This window comes from Kocuria sp. UBA5001 (genome assembly GCF_002398425.1).
Classification (GTDB): Bacteria; Actinomycetota; Actinomycetes; order Actinomycetales; family Micrococcaceae; genus Kocuria; species Kocuria salsicia.
Genome location: NZ_DGYR01000019.1, coordinates 17,425 through 34,370 on the forward strand (window position 1 = coordinate 17,425; position 16,946 = coordinate 34,370).

Consider the following 16,946-nt stretch of genomic DNA (forward strand, 5'->3'; position numbering starts at 1 on the left):
ACGCCCAGGACCGCCATGATCTGCTGCCCGTCCAGCTCGGGGCGCACGGCCTCGAGCTGCTCCTGCTCGGCGAGCTGGTCGATGCGCCGCTCGAGCTCGTCGTAGTGCGCGGCGAGCCGGGCGGCCTTGCGCCTGTTGCGGGTGGTGACGTCCGAGCGGGTGAGCCGGTGCAGCCGTTCAAGCTCGTCCCCGGCGTCGCGCACGTAGCGGCGCACCGCGGAGTCGGTCCAGCCCGCCTCGCCGTATCCGTAGAAGCGCATGTGCAGCTCCACGAGGCGTGTGACGCGCTTGATGGTCTCGTTGTCGAAGCGCAGGGCCTTCATCCGCCGGCGTGTGATCTTGGCGCCCACCACCTCGTGATGGCGGAAGCTGACCGCCCCGGAGGGCTCGAAGCGCCGGGTGGCCGGCTTGCCGACGTCGTGCATCAGGGCCGCGAAGCGCAGCGCGAAGTCCGGGGCGGGAACGGGGCCGTCCGGGCCCGTCTCCTTCTCCGCGGCCTGTTCCATGACCGTGAGGGAGTGCTGGTAGACATCCTTGTGGTGGTGCGCCGCGTCCGTCTCGAGCTGCAGGGCGGGCACCTCGGGCAGCACGATCTCCGCGAGCCCCGTCTCCACCATCAGCTCGACGCCGCGGCGCGGCTGGGCGCCGCAGATCAGCTTCACGAGCTCCTCGCGCACGCGCTCCGCCGAGACGATCTCCAGCCGCGGCGCCATCGCCGTCATGGCCTCCCGCACGGGCTCCACCACGTCCAGGCCCAGCTGGGACGTGAACCGTGCGGCGCGCATCATGCGCAGGGGGTCGTCCGTGAAGGAGTCCTCCGGGGTGCCGGGCGTCCGCAGCACCCCCGCGGCCAGGTCCTTGACGCCGCCGAACGGGTCCACGAGCTCCATGTCCGGCAGACGCAGGGCCATGGCGTTGACCGTGAAGTCCCGGCGGCGCAGGTCCTCCGTGAGGTCGTCCCCGAAAGCCACCGTGGGCTTGCGCGAGTCCGGGTCGTAGTCCTCCGCGCGGTAGGTGGTGACCTCCAGCTGCATCCCGGCCTTGCGCATGCCGATGGTCCCGAACTCCCGGCCAATCTCCCAGTGGGCGTCCGCCCAGTCTCGGATGATCGCCAGCGTCTGGTCCGGGCTCGCGTCAGTGGTGAAGTCCAGGTCCAGAGCGTCCCTGCCCAGCAGCAGGTCCCGCACGGGACCGCCCACCAGGGAGAGCTCGTGGCCCGCCCGGTCGAAGAGGCGCCCCAGCTCGCGCGAGACGGGGTGGAGTGAGGAGGTGTCCGGCAGCTGCGTCATGATGAGAGCCATTATCGCATCACCGGGCCGCGGACCACCGTGCGACGGAGCGCACGCGGGACGCACACGCAGTGCCGGGCGCGCTGTGAGAAGCGGGGCGGGGCGGCGGACCCTGGGCCCACGGAGGCGAGGGGAGCGCGGAGGCCCCGAGCGGCGTCGTCCCCGGTGAGCGTCCCCACCCCAGCCCCCTGGGCACCCCTGGCCCATCAGGGAGTGCCATGCGAAAGTGGCTAAGGTAGGGGCCATGGCTTTCCCCGTACCCAGCGCGCCCAAGAGGCGACCGAACCAACCGGTCTCTGCGCTGCCCACGGTGGAAGAGGTCTCGGCCGGTGGGATCGTGGTCAACCTGTCCGACCCCACTCACCCCGTGGCCATCATCGCCCGCATCAACCGCGGCGGACGCCTCGAGTGGTGCCTTCCCAAGGGTCATCCCGAGGGTGAGGAGACCAACCAGCAGGCCGCCGTGCGGGAGATCGAGGAGGAGACCGGGATCGAGGGCCGGGTGCTCTCTCCCCTGGGCAGCATCGACTACTGGTTCACGGTCGCAGGGCACCGCGTGCACAAGACCGTCCACCACTTTCTGCTGGAGGCCACCGGCGGCTATCTGACCACCGAGAACGATCCGGACCACGAGGCCGTGGATGTAGCGTGGTCCGGGATCGACGACCTCGGCCGGAAGCTGTCCTTCCCCAACGAACGGCGGATCGCAGACATCGCCAGGGAATACATCATCCACCAGCTGTAGGGCGGTCCCGCTCGAACCGTCGTGCGCCGCACACGGTCCCACCCCTCGCGCAGGAGGCCTTGTTCCATGCAGAAGTCCGGGGCGCGCGCCAGCGCCGTGATGGCCTCGGGGACACTGGTCTCCCGCGTCCTGGGGTTCGTGAAGACCTTCCTCATCACCGTGGCCATCGGCTCCGCCACCACCATGGCGGACGTCTTCCAGCTGGCCAACACCCTGCCCAACCTGATCTACGTGCTGATCGCCGGCGGCGTGTTCAACGCCGTGCTGGTCCCCCAGATCATCAAGGCGTCCAAGGCCGAGGACGAGGGTGCGGACTACATCTCCCGGCTGATCACCCTGGCCGTCATCGCGCTGCTGGTGATCACCACTGCGGTGGTGGTGTGCGTGGGCCCGATCATGCGCCTGATGGGCCCCGGGTGGACGGACGCCCAGCTGGCCATGGGCACCACGTTCGCGCTCATCACGTTTCCGCAGATCTTCTTCTACGGGCTCTACACGGTGGTGGGGCAGGTGCTCAACGCCAAGGGGGCGTTCGGCGCGTACATGTGGGCCCCGGTGCTCAACAACCTGATCGCCATCGCGTCTCTGCTGGTGTTCATCCGCCAGTTCCATCCCTTCCGCCTGGAGCACCACACGGTGGAGAACTGGACCCCCGGGCAGACCTTCTGGCTCGTGGTGATGGCCACGGTCGGCGTGGCAGCGCAGGCCCTGATCCTGTTCTGGCCCCTGGCCCGCCTGGGTCTGAAGATCCGTCCCCGCTTCGGCTGGCGCGGCATCGGCCTGGCCGCGGCCGGGAAGCTGGGCGGGTGGACGCTGGCCACGGGTGTCGTGGCGAACCTCGCGTTCATGGCCCTGTACCGCACCGCCGCCATCCCCACCGGCGCCCGGTCCGACGCCGCTCCCGGCCCGGGTGCCCCCGTTCCGATCGCGGGCACGGCCGTCCTGGACCAGGCCACCATGCTCTACGCGCTGCCCCACGGGGTGATCGGGCTGTCCATCGCCACCGTGCTGTTCAACAGCATGGCCGCCGCGGTGGACAAGGGTGACCGCGCCGCGCTCGTGCGCTCGCTGTCCTCGAGCCTGCGCGTGACCGGTGTGGCCACCGTGTTCTGCATGGTCGCGCTGATCATTTACGCCGGGCCCCTGGGCATGCTGTTCTCTGGCGACGCCCCGGCCGCCGGTGCCGTGATCGGGCAGGTCATCACGCTCATCGCCATCGGTGCGCCGTTCATGTCCACCGCGTTTATGCTCGGGCGGGCATTCTATGCGCAGGAGGACGCCAGGACGCCGTTCGTGGTGCAGCTGGCAGTCTCGGTGTTCACGGTGCTGTGCGCCGTGGTCATCGGGCATGCATTCCGTCCCGAGCACATGGTCTACGCCATTGCCATCTGCTACGCGCTGCAGAACATCCTCGCCACGGTGATCTACCACGTGGCCCTCACCCGGCGGATCGGGGACTACGGCCTCTCGCGGATCGTGGGCAGCCACGCGCGGATCCTCGCTGCGGCACTCGTCGCGGGTGTCGCGGGCGCGGGGATGCTCTGGTGGCTCGGCGGGTACCGCACGGATGGCCTGCCGTGGCACGGCCAGGCGTGGGCGATCATCACCCTCGCGGTGGGCGGCACGGTCATGGCCGTGGTCTACGCGGTGGCCCTGAAGGTGTTCCGCGTCCAGGAGTTCACCACCCTGCTGGCCCCGTTGAAGGCCAAGCTGGGCCGCTAGACTGCCCCCAAGAACCCCCTCGCGTCCGTGGGACCGCCGCGGCGCCCGATTCAGTAGGGAGCCATCGTGTCCCAGCCCATTGCGCTCGGAACCGTCCTGGGGGGCCGTTACAAGGTTGTAGCGTCCCTGACGAGCACCCCCGAGGGGGATCACGTCCTGCAGGGGGAGGACCAGATCCTGCGCCGAAGGGTCTCGATCCTGGTTCCCTCCACCGGGCACGAGTCTTTCGTGGTGGAGCGGGCCCGATCGCTTGCCGGTGGAGCAGGGCACAGCGGGTTCCAGGTCCTGGACATGGGACAGACGGATGACTCCACCTACCTGGTGACTTCCTACTACCCCGCGGACGACCTCCTGGACGCGCTGCTGACCCGGGACGACGATTCCGAGGACGACTCGCTCTCGGACGACATCTTCGGCGGCTCCCGCACCGCGGCGTCCTCCTCCTACATCTACGAGGAGCCGGACCCCACCCAGCCCCAGCAGGTCGTCGCCGCGTCGGACGCAGGCAGCGCCGCGCAGCCGGCCGTGACCCGCTGGGACCCCTCCGACTACGACGACTACGACGACTACGACGACGCCCCCGCAGCCCCCTCCGTGCGCAACCGGCTCGGCGTGCGCCGCAAGGTGCGCCCCGGGGCCGTGCGCTCCACGATGTTCGACCGCGAGGCATCCCGCGCCGGTGCAGCTGGTGCGTCCGCCGCCGCGGGGGAGATCGACCCCACATACGACGGTGACAACCGTTACGAGAGCTACGCCCGCACCGAGGGCAAACCGGGCCGCCTCGACGAACGCTCAGCCACCCCTCGCGGGGCCGATCGCGACGCCGCCGGAGCCGGCCCCGCAGATGACGCCACCGCGGTTGCGGCGGCATCCCGGGCCGGGGCCTCCGCCACGGTCGGTGCACGCACACAGCGTCCCGAGAGATCCCGTCCCGAGAGCTCCCGCCCTGAGAAACCCCGTGCCGGATCCTCTGCGGCGACGGCGGCCGGCGCGACCGGCAGCACCGAGACAGACACCGAGCACGGGGGCGGGGGCGCCAAGCTAGTGGCCACCACCGAGGACCGGCGGAAGGGTCCGTTGCGGTGGCTGATCCTGCTGCTGCTCGTCCTGGCCCTGGTTGCGGTGATTGTCCTGGGCTTCCGCAGCCTGGGATCGCTGACGAGCCAGTTCTCCCAGGAGGGGCCCGCGCAGCAGAACGCGGCCCCGTCGGAGGCAGGCAGCCCCCTAGCGACGTCGTCCCCGTCCTCGAACGCGACCCCCGAGATCACCGGCGTGACACGCGTGACCGCGGACCCGAACTTCATGTCCGACACGGACGCGACACTCAACCAGGCCACGGACGGCAACCCCGCCACCTACTGGCTCAGCTACGGCTTCTCGAGCACCCAGTTCGGAGGCCTGGTGCAGTACGTGGGGCTGGCCGCGCAGCTGAAAGAACCCGCGCCGGTCCAGGAGGTCACGGTGCAACAGGCCAACGGCTCGGGCGGGCAGTTCACGGTGTACGTCTCCGACAGCCCCTCGCTGGACGGTGCCGAGAAGGTGGGCTCAGGATCCTTCACCGGTCCGGAGATCCGCGTGCCCCTCTCGGACGCGGCGCGTAGCAAGCCCCACCAGTACGTGCTGGTCGTGTGGGACCAGCTGCCGCAGCTCACGAGCCCGATCGGCGGCTACCAGTACGGCCTGCGCATCGGCGAGCTGACGGTGCGGTGAAGTGAAGGTGCGGAGGGTTGACGTGCAGTGGGTCCACGGCGCTGTGGCAGCTCGGTGGTGGTCGTGAGGCTGGCCAGCTGCGTCCGTCGTCCCGGCCCGTGCCCCATCATCCGGCCGCGGGCGGGGTCCGCGAGCACCCGCCCCGCGTCGCGGAATATCTGAACGGGCTCCCCACGTTCTGACGTGTAGTCCACCTCCGCAGACGCGGTGATCCATGGAAAGGCTGTCATACCAGTGAGCAATCAGTCCGGCATGTTCTCCAGCGCCGTGAACCTCGACCTCGGCGCCTCAGTGCAGACCGCGCCCGCCGCGGTGGCAGGGGCCTCGGACGACGACGCCGTGCACGACGTCGTCATCGTAGGTTCCGGTCCCGCGGGCTACACCGCAGCGATCTACACCGCGCGCGCCAATCTGAACCCTGTGGTGCTGGCCGGGTCGGTGACCGCCGGCGGCGAGCTGATGAACACCACCGAGGTGGAGAACTACCCGGGGTTCATCGACGGCATCATGGGCCCGGACCTCATGGGCAACATGCAGCAGCAGGCCGAGCGCTTCGGCGCGGACATCCGCTACGAAGACGTGGTGTCCGTGGAGCTGGAGGGTGAGGTCAAGACCGTCACGGTGGAGGACGGCACCGTGCTGCGTGCCCGCGCCGTGATCATCTCCACGGGCTCCGAGTACCGCAAGCTCGGTCTGCCCGACGAGGAGCGGCTCTCCGGCCACGGCGTCTCGTGGTGCGCCACGTGCGACGGCTTCTTCTTCAAGGGCCAGAACATCGCTGTGATCGGTGGCGGTGACTCTGCGATCGAGGAGGCCACTTTCCTCACCAAGTTCGCGGACAAGGTCACCCTGATCCACCGACGGGACGAGTTCCGTGCCTCGGAGATCATGCGGCAGCGTGCCCTCGACGACCCGAAGATCGAAATCCTCTGGAACACCAAGGTCACGGGCATCAACGGGGAGAACAAGGTGGAGTCCCTCGACCTCGAAGACACCGTCACCGGAGAGGCCTCCGAACTGGCCGTGACCGGTCTCTTCGTCGCCATCGGCTCGGATCCCCGCGTGGGCCTGGTAAAGGACCAGCTGGAACTCACGGCGGACAGCACCATCGCCGTGGACGGCCGCACCTCCACCACGTCCCTGCCGGGAGTCTTCGCCGCCGGTGACGTGGTGGACCCCACCTACCGCCAGGCCATCACCGCGGCCGCGTCCGGTTGCGTGGCCGCCGTGGACGTGGAGCACTACCTGGCGGCCCTGGACAGCTGATCCGGCCCCACCCTCGCCTCCCGAACCCCCGGGAAGAACCATCGAAAGGAAAAGACATGAGCGCAGCGAAAGACGTTACGGACGCCACCTTCCAGGCGGAGGTGCTCGAGAACTCCAAGCCCACCATCGTGGACTTCTGGGCGGAGTGGTGCGGCCCCTGCCGCCAGCTCGGTCCCGTGCTGGATGCTCTCGCGGCCGAGCACGCAGAGCAGGTGGACGTGGTGAAGGTGAACGTGGACGACAACCCCGCGATCGCCTCCCAGTACGGCATCACGTCCATTCCGGCCGTGTACCTCTTCGCGAACGGAGAGGTCGCCAAGACCTCCATCGGCGCGAAGCCCAAGTCCGCCCTTGAGAAGGAATTCGGGGACTACCTGTCCCCCTCCGCCTAGGACACACCACCCGGGCCCGCCACGGACAAGTGAGCGGGCCCGGGTTTTCTCTGAGACGATGCAGGTCCGAGCTCCGTCCGACCGGGACGGACCGACACCCACGGGGAGATCCACGTGCAGCACCCAACTCCCGGAGCCACCCTCCGCCACGGCATGAGCGACCGACGTGTCGTGGGCCTCAGGGAACGCCTCCTGAGGGCGGGGAACACGGACACGGGCATTGCGCCCGAGAACGTGTCGGATCCAGCGCTCTTCGACGAGCGCGTGGACCGGGCGGTGCGGTGGTTCCAGCAGCACAAGGGACTCATCGTGGACGGTCTCGTGGGGCTCGAGACCGACGCCGCACTCAACGACGCCCAGTACACCCTCGGCGACCGCCCGCTGTACTTCAACGACATGGAGCCGCTGCACGGGGATGACGTCGAGGAGCTGCAGAACAACCTCTCCCTGTTGGGTTTCTACTACGGTCACCTGAACGGCACGTTCACGCAGAAGACCGCCTACGCTGTGCGTGAGCTGCAGTGCAGCCTGGGTGTGGAGTGCGACGGCGTCGTGGACCTTGAGACCCTCACCGGACTCGCACGGGTGAGCAAGAAGATCACCACCTCCAAGGCGTTCTCCCTGCGAGACCACCAGCGCCTGGAGGCGCTGCACGAAGCCCTGCGTGACCGTGTGATCGTGCTCGTCCCCTCCCGTGCCAGCTCCCAGGTAGAGCCCGCGGGTGCGCCCTCGGATTTCGCCGCGCAGCAGGACTCCATCAGCTACGAGGTGGCCCTGCGCAGCTACGACCTGCTCCACAACGTGGGAGCCGCCCCGGTGCTCGTAGATCCCTCCCCCGAGAGCCTTCCGTCTTCCATCGCGGGCACGGAACCCGAGGCGGAGAGTGACGCGACCAGCGCCACGCTCCACGCCGAGGGTGGTGCGGTGACCGTTGCTGCTGCTGGTGATACGGCCGCTGTCAGCACCCCTGAGGCCGACCCGTCTGATGGAGGCACCGCTGATGCTGTGCGGGGGGCCGGACACGGTCATGGTGTGATGATCGCAGGCGTCGAGGGCGAGACGTCCAAGGCCCCCCGACACGTCGTGGCCTCCGTCGACGAGGTGCTGCGAGAGCGGTCCGACGCCCTCATCATCCGTCTGCAGTGCGACTGGAACGCCTCCCCGCAGGCCCAGGGCGTAGCGACCTTCTTCTGGGGGGCACCGGAATCCGGCCAGCCCTACTCCCCCATCGGACAGCTTGCCTCCGACAAGATTTTGCGTGAGCTGGTGTCCCGCACCGGCGCTCAAGACCTGGGAAGCCACGCACGCCAGTGGAGTGCTCTGCGCAGCGCCGGTACCGCCGCGGCGTGGGTCGATCTTGGCTATCTCTCCAACGAGGCTGAGGCGAAAAAACTCAGCCGTGGTTCCTACCGTGCCCGGCTGGCCGAGTCCGTGCTCTGTGGACTCCAGCGTGTTCTCGTACCGGAGCCCTCACCCGCGGCCACCGGCACCATGAGCCTGGCGGACATCCAGAACTACTACCGCAACGAACCCTGATCGTGCCGGTGTCCCCGCTCACCGGTGGGTAGGGCGGCGATCCCATCCCAGGCTCGCGACATACTGAAGGGCCCCGATGTTTCACGTGAAACATCGGGGCCCTTCTCTCAGTTCTCAGTTCTCAGCGTCTAGTTTGGGGTCCAGCACGTCAATAATCCGGTTCAGGTCCTCGACTGAAGCGAACTCGATGGTCATCTTCCCCTTACGAGCTCCGAGCTGAATCTTGACGCTCGTGTCCAGCTTGTCGGAGAACGCGTCCGCGATGTATCCGAGCCGGTCGTCATGCCGGTTCGCTGGCGCCTTGCGCTTCGTGGCACGCCGTTTGAGGCCATCTGCCAAAGCCACGGCTTCCTCTGTCGCGCGGACAGAAAGCCCCTCTGCAACAATTCTCTGGGCTAGCCGTTCCATCTCTGCGGGATCCGAAAGAGCGAGGAGTGCGCGCGCGTGCCCCGAGCTCAGCACGCCCGCCGCTACACGCCTCTGCACGAGAGCTGGCAGACGAAGCAAACGCAACGTATTGGAGATCTGGGGACGAGAGCGGCCAATTCTATCGGAAAGCTGCTCCTGTGTGGCCCCGAACTCCTCCATCAGTTGCTGATATGCCGCTGCCTCCTCGAGCGGATTCAGCTGTGCCCGGTGCAGGTTCTCCAGCAGCGCATCACGCAACAGGTCGTTGTCGGCCGTGTCGCGGATGATAGCCGGGATGACATCCAGGCCAGCCTCCTGCACGGCTCGCCACCGGCGCTCTCCCATGACGAGCTCGTATCTACCTTCCCCCTCCTCGCGACTCGGCCGCACCACGATGGGCTGCAGTACGCCGAGTTCCTTGACGGAGAATGCCAGCTCAGCGAGTTCGTCCTCATCGAAGACCTGACGCGGCTGCCGCCGGTTCGGGTGAATGTCTGCCACCGGGACCTCGGCAAATCGGGCTCCGGGGACCATCTGCAGCTCGTTGTTCGACGCTCTGGCGTCCTCGGTGCCCGGGGCGGTCCTGTCAGGCGTCTCCGACCCCACATGATCAGGGACCGCACCGGGCTCCGGAGACGCCGTCGGTGCGGCCTTCACCGACTCGACTCGTCGGCCGCCCGCCGTGGAACGTGTCGGCTTGTCGTTACCTGGTACTGCGAGTGCATCGATACTGTCGGGAGTGGAGGTTGTTTGAAGTGGAACATCGGTGCCATGGGCACGCGACTCGTCGTTCACAGGCTGGTCACCGTTCGTTTCGGCGCTTGCCGTGACGTCACCCTTACCACCTGAGCCACCCGCGGATTCCGACCCGGCGTTGCTGGTTGGTCGCGGCTCCGGGGTCTTGGGCGATGTTTCACGTGAAACATCGAAGGACTTGGAGACTTCTTCGCTCTCCGCCTCTCCAGCAGAGTGCTCCCCCTGATTCCCTGATGACAAGAAGAACATGTCGACCGGTCGACTCACAGATGTTGTGCTTCGCAACGCCTGAACCATGTCCCGGCGCTTCCGCGCCGGCTTGGCCGGTTCCCTTACTCCCTTCGAAGCCACGGTCCCCGGCGGTGTTTCACGTGAAACATCGTGCCCTTTATCGGAGGTAGGCCGCTCACCCGAGGTCGACGAAGACCCGACACTATTCGGGGCCGCGGAGGCCTTTCGGGTTGTGGAGGACACCGCGCGCTTCCTCACAGGGACGCCCGTTGCCTCACGATTCTCCGCCGTCCCTTCTGCGTTCTTGGTACCCGATGCCGCCGCCCCCGATGGTTCCCGAGGCATCGATGTGGACTGTCTAGAAGCAGCCTTCTCGCTCTTCTCCGCCTTGTTCGCCTTGTCCCCCGTGTCGGTCTTCGAGTCCGACGTCGTGGACGCAATCTTCCCAGCCACACGCTTTGAGGCCTTCGACGGATCTGCCGTGACCCCCTTGCCGGAACCAGCCTCCTTGCCCTGAGGATCTGGTGCGCGCCCCTCAGCGGCCCCACGTTCTCTAGTGCGAGTGTCAGTGGACGACTGCCCCCCAAGCTTCTCGCTCCCTGCCGCTGAGTTCTCCGCACTGCTCGGTTCGCCGCTCGGAATCAGGGCACCGAGGCCCCTGCCAAGTCCACGACGTCGTTCTGCCACGATGATGTCCCTCCACGTAGTAATCGTTGCATCCATCGTAGTCAACGCAAGGGTGGAAGAACCGCCGAAAAGCTGTGTTTGCCGGTCAGCGACCTCCCCTCAGTCGATGTTCGTTCCCCAAGCGGCCCCCAGACAAGGTGCGCATCGCGTACTTCATGGCCGCCTATTGTGCGCCAGGATTACAAGCACGTGAAGCACTCCCAGAACTCGATAACGACGAAGGGCCGCGATGTTTCACGTGAAACATCGCGGCCCTCGGGCTGGAAAAATCGCTGCTGACTCCCGGTTACCTACGAGGTCGGCGCCCTCGATGCCAGCTCGGCTGCCGCCTCCAGGTAGGACAGCGCGCCCGTGGAACTCGGATCATAGGTGATGACGCTCTGCTGATAACTCGGTGCCTCGGAGATGCGCACGGAGCGCGGAATCATTGTCTCCATGACCTCATCCGGGAAGTGCTGACGCACTTCGTCGGCCACCTGTGACGCGAGGTTCGTGCGCCCGTCGTACATGGTGAGGAGAATGTTGGATACCGTGAGCCCGGGGTTCAAGTGCCTTTGGATCATTTTGATGTTGTTGAGCAACTGGCTGAGCCCCTCGAGTGCGTAGTACTCGCACTGGATGGGGATGAGGACCTCAGTGGCCGCCACGAACGCGTTGATGGTCAGCAGGCCCAGACTCGGCGGGCAGTCGATGAACACGTAGTCCAGACGGGGGAGCCCTGCTTCTTCGCGTGCTGCGGCGTACTCGGCCAGCGCGCGCTGCAGCCGCTGCTCACGAGCAACGACGGAGACGAGCTCGATCTCAGCGCCCGCGAGATCAATGGTTGCGGGCAGCACCCACAAACTCGTGGACTCGGGAGACTGCTTGACCACGTCCACCACGGGCACCTCGTCGATGAGGATGTCGTAGACCGAGTCCGCGTCCGAGCCGTGGGGGATGCCCAGCGCGGTGGAGGCGTTGCCCTGTGGGTCGTTGTCGACCACCAGGACGTTCTGCCCCTGCTCGGCCAGCGCCACCGCCAGGTTCACGGAGGTGCTGGTCTTGCCGACTCCGCCCTTCTGGTTGCTGATGGTGATGTACCGAGTGCTCTCGGGTCGGTCCAGCTGGACGTTTTTGAGCTTGTCGCGGCGCTTGTTCTCTTCCACGAGTTTCCTCCCCAGGGCGGTATCCGCCACCGCGTCTTGTGCCGTCAGCCCCACCGGACCGCCTGTTTCACGTGAAACATGCTTACCGCGGTCGGGGACAACCTTCTTCGTTTGGGATACCGGATCCGGCGGCAGACCGAAGTCGTGCCCGCGCGTGAGTCCCTGATCGGAATGATCCGGAGTGGTCATGTCGACTGTCCCTTTCGTGGCTGCTGCGGTGCTTCCCGTAGCTTATCGACATCCCCGCCTGTCAGGGCGGGGGTCTTCACAGAACCAGCCGGACCACCGTGGTCGGTTCCGCCAGGACGTCCGCGCCCACGGTGACGATCTCCGAGGAGCGCACGCCGAAGCGGTTGAGCTTCTTGGACGCCTTCTGCAGCTCCTCTTCCGCCGTGCGCCCCTTCAGCGCCAGGAGCTCACCCTGGCCCTTCAGCAGGGGCAGGGTGATGTCCACCAGCCCCACGAGGGCAGAGACCGCCCGGGCCGTCACAACGTCCACGGGCCCCAGCTCGGCCTTGGCCTGCTCGGCCCGGGCGCGCAGGACGCGCACGTTCTCCAGCCCGAGATCCGCGACGACCTCCTCCAGCCACGTCACCCGGCGCTCCAGCGGCTCCACGAGCGTGATCGACAGGTCAGGCCGTGCGATCGCCAGGCAGAGGCCGGGCAGACCGGCTCCTGACCCCACGTCCACCACGCGCGCGTCCGGGGCGATGAGCTCCTGCACCACGGCGCAGTTGAGCACGTGCCGTTCCCACAGCCGGGGTGCCTCACGGGGGCCGATCAGACCACGGACGATCCCCGACGACGCGAGGTGCTCCGTGTAGCGCTGCGCGAGCTCCAGGCGGTCCCCGAAGATCTCGCGGGCAGCTCCCTCGAGTGGCCCGAGCTCAGGTGCCGGCTGGGGGTCCGGTGCGGCACGCGGACGCTGCACCGCCACGGCGTCGCCCTCCGCATGGGACCCACCGGGGGTGGCTTGCGAGGCAGAACCGGAGCCGCTCATTCGCCCGCCGAGACCACGATGTGCCGCCCGGCGCCGTCACCCTCGGACTCCGAGACGAGCCCGGCCTCCGCCACGGCGTCGTGCACGAGCTTGCGCTCGTACGGGGACAGCGGGGGCAGATGGACGCTCGACTCCCCGCCCTGGACGCGGGAGACGGCGTCCTCGGCCACCTCGCGCAGCTTGGTGGCGCGCTCATCACGGTGGCCCGCGATGTCCAGGATCAGCCGGCTGCGTCGCTGCGTGGAGCTGAGCACGGACAGCCGCGCGAGCTCCTGCAGGGCCTCCAGCGTCTCTCCGTCCTCACCCACGAGCGCGCGCAGCTCAGAGTCGTCGCCGTCCTCTGAGACCACGGAGACGTACGTGCGGCCGTCGCGCACCTCGATGTCGATGTCACCGTCGATGTCCGCGGTGTCGAGCAGCTCCTCGATGTAGTCCGCGGCGATCTCGCCCTCCTCCTCGAGGGGGGACAGCGTCGAGTCCTGCGCATCCTCGGAGGGCGTCTGCTCCTCGGAGTGCAGAGGATTGTCCATCTCGTTCATGGGATGCGGGCCTCTCAACCGTTGTTCTTCTTGGTCTGCTGCCTCTGCCGCTTCTTGGAGACCGGCTGCTGGCGCTGGCCCGCCGCCGCGCGCTCACGCTGCTCCGCGAGCTTCTCCTCGTGCTGCTGCTTGGTCATGCCCACGGGCGGCAGGCCCTTCGCGGCACGGCGCTCGTTGAGCTCGCGCTCCGCCTGCGACCCCTTGGTGGGGTTGTTGCGGATGACCCACCACTGCTGGCCCATGGACCACAGGTTGGAGACCGTCCAGTAGATCAGCACGCCCAGCGGGAAGTTGATGCCACCGATCGCGAAGATCAGGGGGAACAGGTAGAGCATCATCTGCTGCTGGCGGTACATGGGGGACTCCTTCGCGGAGTCGCTCATGTTGCGCGCGGTCAGCTGGCGCTGGGTGATGAACTGGGTGGCGCTCATGGCAACGATCATGATGAGCGCCAGGGTGATGGTCGCCGCGTGGTTGCCGGAGCCCGGCTCCATCAGCGTGGAGAACAGGGGCGCACCGAAGATGGTCGAGTCGTTGAACTGATGCACCAGGTTCGGTGCCAGCACGTGGATCGACTCGTTGTTCTCCGCGGCCTTCGGCACGGAGCGCAGCACCTGGAACAGCGCGAAGAAGATGGGCATCTGCACGATGATCGGCAGGCAGGCCGCGAACGGGTTGGACCCGTGCTCCTTGTAGAGCGCCATCTGCTCCTCCGCCATGGCCTGGCGGGAGAGCTGGTCCTTCTTGCCCTTGTACTTGGCCTGCAGCTTCGCCATCTCCGGCTGCAGCTCCTGCATGCCACGCATGGACTTGATCTGCTTGAGGAACAGCGGAATCGTCAGCGTTCGCATGACCAGGGTCAAGCCCACGATGGACAGCACCCAGGTGAAGCCCCAAGCCGGGTCCAGGCCGATAGCCGTGAACAGTTCGTGGAAGACCCACAGGACCGCGGAGACGATCCATCTGAAGGGGAAGAGGATGATGTCGAAGAAGTTCATCGAGCGTTAGCTCCTTGAGCCGCGTGGTGGCGGGCCGGGCAGTCGTGCGCATGGTCCCGCACGAGGTTCGGGTGGTTGAGCAGAACGATTTTCGGGGTGTCGGCCAGGGAGACGAACTCCCGGCCGCCCGACGGCACCCTGTCGATCCCACCGGCCGCCCATGGGTGGCAGCGCAGCAGCCGGGAGACGGTCAGCCCCAGTCCTCGCACGGCCCCGTGGCGCGTGAACGCCTCCAGTGCGTAGGCCGAGCAGGATGGAAAGTAGCGGCACACGTCCCCGTAGAGCGGGGAGACGATGGTGCGGTAGAGCTTGAGCAACGCGATGCACAGGTTCTGGGGCGCACGGAGGACCGCCTGCACCACGCCGCGGGGCACGTTGTACTCATGGGGCGCGCGTGCCAGGATCTGCTCAGGAGTCAGCGGTGACGTCACGCGCGTGCCTCCTTCTCCACAGTCTTCTGCCAACGGTACGGCATGGCTGCCGGGGCCGACGGCGCGCTCACCGCTGCCGGCGCACTGCGCCGTCGAACGCCGCGGCGTAATCCTGCCCCAGTTCCTGCCAGCTCGCCCCCGCTGCGGCCGGAAGAGCCCGCACGACGACGGAGAGGTTCCGCGGGTGCTCCCGGACCGTCTGTGCCGTGAGCTCACGCAGGCGCCGCTTAACCTTGTTGCGGGTCACGGCGTTGCCGACCGCCTTGGAGACGACGAACCCGACACGGGTGTCTTCCCCGGTATTCAGCCGCACGGATACGACGACGTTCCGGCGGCCGCTGCGGGCGCCGGAACGTACGGTGGCTGAAAACTGCGCCGAGGTCCGCATCCGGTGCCGAGTGGGCAGCATGATGCGAACCTCGCGGGTCGAATGGGTCTCAGGCCGACAGGCTGGCGCGGCCCTTGCTGCGGCGAGCACCGATGATGGCGCGGCCGGCACGGGTACGCATGCGAGCACGGAAGCCGTGCTTGCGGGCGCGGCGGCGGTTGTTCGGCTGGAAAGTCCGCTTGGGCATTAGTCACTCCACGAGGTTGGACAACGGTGTGCCACCGCGACGGATCGCAGGGGCGCACGCGGTACGTACATGAGGGCGTGCGGGCACGCAGAAATCGCGATACTACACGCACAAGACTGACCCACAGTAGTCAATGGCGACACACCGGTCAAATGGCACCGATGCCCCTGGGACGCGGTCCGGTGCCGCTGGACAGCTGATCCCCGGTGGCGGCGGCTCTCCACAGCTGTGCACACCACCCCTCCCAGGCATGTGGAAAACCACGTCCGGACGGGCATTCGACGGGAGTTATCCCCATAGTAGAACTACACGATTGTAGTTACGCACACCCCCGTGCTCGGGCTAGGTGCAGGCAGGAACGATGCTCTAGGCTGAGGTTCGCGGCCGCCCCCACGAGGTTTATCCACCGCTGTGTACAACTCTGTGGAAAACTGGAGCGTTCCGGTCCCTCACGTCAGGAGTCGTTCATGCAGCAGGACAACCAGACCTTGCTCGAGCAGTGGGCAGAGTGCGTCCGCATCATGAACGAGAACCCCCACGTCACCGGCCGCGGCCGCGGCAACATCGCCGTGTGCGAGCCGCGCGGGCTTATGGGGACCACCCTGCTGATGGCGGTGCCAAGCGAGGTCACCCGCGAGTTCTTGCAGCACCGACCCATGTCCGAGGTCCTGGATGCCACCGTCAGCCAGGTCTTCGGGGAGGACACCCTCATGGCCTTCGTGGTGGACCCGGAGCTCGAGGTGCAACCGCGCCCCGCCCGCCCCGCAACCGATGCGCGCGTCTCGGACGCCCGCACCTCCGACACCGCCATGCCCTCGCTGAACGAGGTGGAGGCCGAGCGCGCGCCGGGCGCCTTCCACCCCGGGCACACGGACAACTCCTCCAGCCTCGACGCAGCACCCTTCCTCTCCGGTGCATCGGCCGATGCCTTTGCCGACGCCGTGGCGGACGCCGGGAACCTCCCACCGCGTCGCGATCCCCAGGCGGCACCGCCCGCCCGTCAACCGGCGGAGGTCCTGAGCACGGGCAGCGGCTCGGACACGAGTCCCGCGGACTCCGAGTGGGACAGTTCGGCCCGACTGAACCCCAAATACGTGTTCGACTCGTTCGTGATCGGGCAGTCCAACCGCTTCGCCCACGCCGCCGCCTTCGCTGTGGCCGAGACCCCGGCCAAGGCATATAACCCGCTGTTCATATATGGGGAGTCGGGACTCGGGAAGACCCACCTCCTCCACGCGATCGGCCACTACGCCAAGCGGCTCTATCCGAAACTGCGGGTGCGGTACGTGAACTCCGAGGAGTTCACCAACGACTTCATCAACTCCATCCGGGACGACGAGGGCTCCTCCTTCAAAGGCATCTACCGCAACGTGGACCTGCTGCTGATCGACGACATCCAGTTCCTCGCGGGCAAGGAGCACACGCAGGAGGAGTTCTTCCACACGTTCAACGCGCTGCACAACCACGAGAAGCAGATCGTGATCACGAGCGACATGCCCCCGAAGCAGCTCACGGG

16 protein-coding genes are annotated in these 16,946 nt (G+C 67.3%); 7 read left to right on the forward strand and 9 right to left on the reverse strand.

Features of this window, described 5'->3' with window-relative positions; translation table 11 throughout:
- Window positions 1-1,289, reverse strand: a 1,289-nt coding sequence (locus B3G12_RS10895) for a CCA tRNA nucleotidyltransferase (protein ID WP_290500338.1), incomplete at its 3' end; no start/stop codon positions are given.
- 244 nt (window positions 1,290-1,533) lie between these two features.
- On the opposite strand from B3G12_RS10895, the gene B3G12_RS10900 reads away from it, so the two are divergent.
- The 6 genes from B3G12_RS10900 (at window position 1,534) to B3G12_RS10925 (ending at window position 8,660) form a co-directional block, all read left to right on the forward strand.
- Window positions 1,534-2,034: an NUDIX domain-containing protein gene (locus B3G12_RS10900; protein ID WP_055086106.1), complete on the forward strand. Its 501-nt coding sequence runs from the start codon at window positions 1,534-1,536 to the stop codon at window positions 2,032-2,034.
- Between the two features lie 66 nt (window positions 2,035-2,100).
- On the forward strand, window positions 2,101-3,756 hold the full coding sequence (gene murJ / locus B3G12_RS10905) for a murein biosynthesis integral membrane protein MurJ (RefSeq protein WP_290500340.1): 1,656 nt from the start codon (window positions 2,101-2,103) through the stop codon (window positions 3,754-3,756).
- A gap of 66 nt (window positions 3,757-3,822) precedes the next feature.
- Window positions 3,823-5,466 (forward strand): hypothetical protein, encoded by a 1,644-nt coding sequence (locus tag B3G12_RS10910; protein ID WP_290500341.1) that lies wholly within the window; start codon window positions 3,823-3,825, stop codon window positions 5,464-5,466.
- Between the two features lie 252 nt (window positions 5,467-5,718).
- Window positions 5,719-6,732, forward strand: a complete 1,014-nt coding sequence (trxB, locus tag B3G12_RS10915) for a thioredoxin-disulfide reductase (protein ID WP_145011299.1) — start codon at window positions 5,719-5,721, stop codon at window positions 6,730-6,732.
- Window positions 6,732-7,124 carry a thioredoxin gene (gene trxA / locus B3G12_RS10920; RefSeq protein WP_222126506.1) on the forward strand — a complete coding sequence of 131 codons (393 nt, stop codon included), beginning with the start codon at window positions 6,732-6,734 and terminating at the stop codon, window positions 7,122-7,124. The genes trxB and trxA overlap by 1 nt, the downstream gene beginning before the upstream one ends.
- A gap of 153 nt (window positions 7,125-7,277) precedes the next feature.
- A complete protein-coding gene (locus tag B3G12_RS10925; RefSeq protein ID WP_145011223.1) occupies window positions 7,278-8,660 on the forward strand; it encodes a peptidoglycan-binding protein in 1,383 nt (460 codons plus the stop codon).
- A gap of 114 nt (window positions 8,661-8,774) precedes the next feature.
- Here B3G12_RS10925 and B3G12_RS10930 read toward each other — a convergent pair whose 3' ends face one another.
- The 8 genes from B3G12_RS10930 to rpmH all read right to left on the reverse strand — a co-directional run bounded on the left by B3G12_RS10930 (window position 8,775) and on the right by rpmH (window position 15,430).
- Window positions 8,775-10,073, reverse strand: coding sequence for a ParB/RepB/Spo0J family partition protein (locus tag B3G12_RS10930; protein ID WP_244944842.1), 1,299 nt, complete (start codon window positions 10,071-10,073; stop codon window positions 8,775-8,777).
- 959 nt (window positions 10,074-11,032) lie between these two features.
- Entirely contained in the window at window positions 11,033-11,887 is an 855-nt protein-coding gene (locus B3G12_RS10935; protein WP_414672753.1) for a ParA family protein, read from the reverse strand.
- A gap of 265 nt (window positions 11,888-12,152) precedes the next feature.
- Window positions 12,153-12,887 carry a 16S rRNA (guanine(527)-N(7))-methyltransferase RsmG gene (gene rsmG / locus B3G12_RS10940; RefSeq protein WP_145011226.1) on the reverse strand — a complete coding sequence of 245 codons (735 nt, stop codon included), beginning with the start codon at window positions 12,885-12,887 and terminating at the stop codon, window positions 12,153-12,155.
- The gene (locus B3G12_RS10945; RefSeq protein WP_144941542.1) at window positions 12,884-13,426 is read right to left on the reverse strand and encodes a protein jag; all 543 of its coding nucleotides are present in this window, start codon (window positions 13,424-13,426) and stop codon (window positions 12,884-12,886) included. The genes rsmG and B3G12_RS10945 overlap by 4 nt, the downstream gene beginning before the upstream one ends.
- 14 nt (window positions 13,427-13,440) lie before the next feature.
- A complete protein-coding gene (gene yidC / locus B3G12_RS10950; RefSeq protein WP_144941540.1) occupies window positions 13,441-14,424 on the reverse strand; it encodes a membrane protein insertase YidC in 984 nt (327 codons plus the stop codon).
- The gene (gene yidD, locus B3G12_RS10955; RefSeq protein WP_244944844.1) at window positions 14,421-14,855 is read right to left on the reverse strand and encodes a membrane protein insertion efficiency factor YidD; all 435 of its coding nucleotides are present in this window, start codon (window positions 14,853-14,855) and stop codon (window positions 14,421-14,423) included. The genes yidC and yidD overlap by 4 nt, the downstream gene beginning before the upstream one ends.
- 67 nt (window positions 14,856-14,922) lie before the next feature.
- Window positions 14,923-15,264 (reverse strand): ribonuclease P protein component, encoded by a 342-nt coding sequence (gene rnpA, locus B3G12_RS10960; RefSeq protein WP_144941538.1) that lies wholly within the window; start codon window positions 15,262-15,264, stop codon window positions 14,923-14,925.
- Window positions 15,265-15,292: 28 nt separating this feature from the next.
- Window positions 15,293-15,430, reverse strand: a complete 138-nt coding sequence (rpmH, locus tag B3G12_RS10965; protein ID WP_012399425.1) for a 50S ribosomal protein L34 — start codon at window positions 15,428-15,430, stop codon at window positions 15,293-15,295.
- 467 nt (window positions 15,431-15,897) lie between these two features.
- On the opposite strand from rpmH, the gene B3G12_RS10970 reads away from it, so the two are divergent.
- On the forward strand, window positions 15,898-16,946 hold a 1,049-nt coding region (locus B3G12_RS10970; protein ID WP_290500352.1), incomplete at its 3' end, for a DnaA ATPase domain-containing protein.

Bases quoted from the DNA above. Each gene is read 5' to 3' on its own strand.
- rnpA (WP_144941538.1), bottom strand. From the start codon at position 15,264: ATGCTGCCCACTCGGCACCGGATGCGGACCTCGGCGCAGTTTTCAGCC.
- B3G12_RS10925 (WP_145011223.1), top strand. From the start codon at position 7,278: ATGAGCGACCGACGTGTCGTGGGCCTCAGGGAACGCCTCCTGAGGGCG.
- rsmG (WP_145011226.1), bottom strand. From the start codon at position 12,887: ATGAGCGGCTCCGGTTCTGCCTCGCAAGCCACCCCCGGTGGGTCCCAT.
- rpmH (WP_012399425.1), bottom strand. From the start codon at position 15,430: ATGCCCAAGCGGACTTTCCAGCCGAACAACCGCCGCCGCGCCCGCAAG.
- B3G12_RS10900 (WP_055086106.1), top strand. From the start codon at position 1,534: ATGGCTTTCCCCGTACCCAGCGCGCCCAAGAGGCGACCGAACCAACCG.
- B3G12_RS10930 (WP_244944842.1), bottom strand. From the start codon at position 10,073: ATGTTCTTCTTGTCATCAGGGAATCAGGGGGAGCACTCTGCTGGAGAG.
- B3G12_RS10945 (WP_144941542.1), bottom strand. From the start codon at position 13,426: ATGAACGAGATGGACAATCCTCTGCACTCCGAGGAGCAGACGCCCTCC.
- yidC (WP_144941540.1), bottom strand. From the start codon at position 14,424: ATGAACTTCTTCGACATCATCCTCTTCCCCTTCAGATGGATCGTCTCC.
- trxB (WP_145011299.1), top strand. From the start codon at position 5,719: ATGTTCTCCAGCGCCGTGAACCTCGACCTCGGCGCCTCAGTGCAGACC.
- murJ (WP_290500340.1), top strand. From the start codon at position 2,101: ATGCAGAAGTCCGGGGCGCGCGCCAGCGCCGTGATGGCCTCGGGGACA.